Raw genomic sequence first — 1,245 nt, 5'->3', positions numbered from 1 at the left:
GACACGCAAGTGAGTGCGCTGTCGCCGACCCAGGTTGCTGCGATTGACCCGGCGGCGGTGTCTTCGCTGAGCACGACCGCTGTTGCGGCGCTGGAACCGACCCAAGTGGCGGCGCTGAGCGACACGCAAGTGGCTCAATTGACGGCCACGCAAGCGGACGCGTTCGATGCGACACAGGTTGGTGCCATTGCGACGGAAGCCGTCGCCTCGCTGAGTACCGATTTCGTGGCCTCACTCGATTTAGTGCAAGTCAACGGTCTAAATACAGAGCAGGTGGCTCAGCTGACTTTCGACCAACTGAATTCGTTGGCCTCCCCAGATTTTATCGATGGTCTCGTTTCGCGCAATTTGAGAACCCAGCTCGAAGCCATTGGCAATACCACTGGTTCGGACCAAGCCCCGCAAGTGACGGCAGTCGGGAGCAGCGGCGAGTATGTGGTGACCTGGTTCGGCATCGACAGCGCTGGCGACAACAGCATTTTCGTGCAGAAGTTCGCGGCGGATGGAACCCTATCCGGTAGCGCCGTCCAGCTCGAAGCCATTGGCAAGACCAACGGTGGGGACTTTAACCCCCAAGTGACGGCAGTCGGGAGCAGCGGCGAGTATGTGGTGGCTTGGTACGGCGTAGACAGCGCTGGCGACAACAGCATTTTCGTGCAGAAGTTCGCGGCGGATGGAACCCTATCCGGTAGCGCCGTCCAGCTCGAAGCCATTGGCAATACCACTGGTTCGGACCTAGGCCCCCAAGTGACGGCAGTCGGGAGCAGCGGCGAGTATGTGGTGACCTGGCACGGCCAAGACAGCGCTAGCGACAACAGCATTTTCGTGCAGAAGTTCGCGGCGGATGGAACCCTATCCGGTAGCGCCGTCCAGCTCGAAGCCATTGGCAAGACCACTGGTTCGGACCAATACCCCCAAGTGACGGCAGTCGGGAGCAGCGGCGAGTATGTGGTGACCTGGCACGGCCAAGACAGCGCTGGCGACTACAGCATTTTCGTGCAGAAGTTCGCGGCGGATGGAACCCTATCCGGTAGCGCCGTCCAGCTCGAAGCCATTGGCAAGACCAACGGTGCGGACCTAGGCCCCCAAGTGACGGCAGTCGGGAGCAGCGGCGAGTATGTGGTGACCTGGTACGGCGAAGACAGCGCTGGCGACAACAGCATTTTCGTGCAGAAGTTCGCGGCGGATGGAACCCTATCCGGTAGCGCCGTCCAGCTCGAAGCCATTGGCAAGACCAACGGTGCG

The 1,245-nt window shown here is 60.8% G+C and carries 1 protein-coding gene; it reads left to right on the top strand.

Annotated elements, in window-relative coordinates; genetic code table 11:
• On the top strand, positions 1-1,245 hold a 1,245-nt coding region (locus DFR40_RS17110; protein ID WP_170160140.1), incomplete at both ends, for a hypothetical protein.

The sequence above is a fragment of the Azonexus fungiphilus genome, from assembly GCF_003634965.1.
GTDB classification, from domain to species: domain Bacteria; phylum Pseudomonadota; class Gammaproteobacteria; order Burkholderiales; family Rhodocyclaceae; genus Azonexus; species Azonexus fungiphilus.
This window is presented reverse-complemented; position numbering and strand designations above follow the sequence as displayed.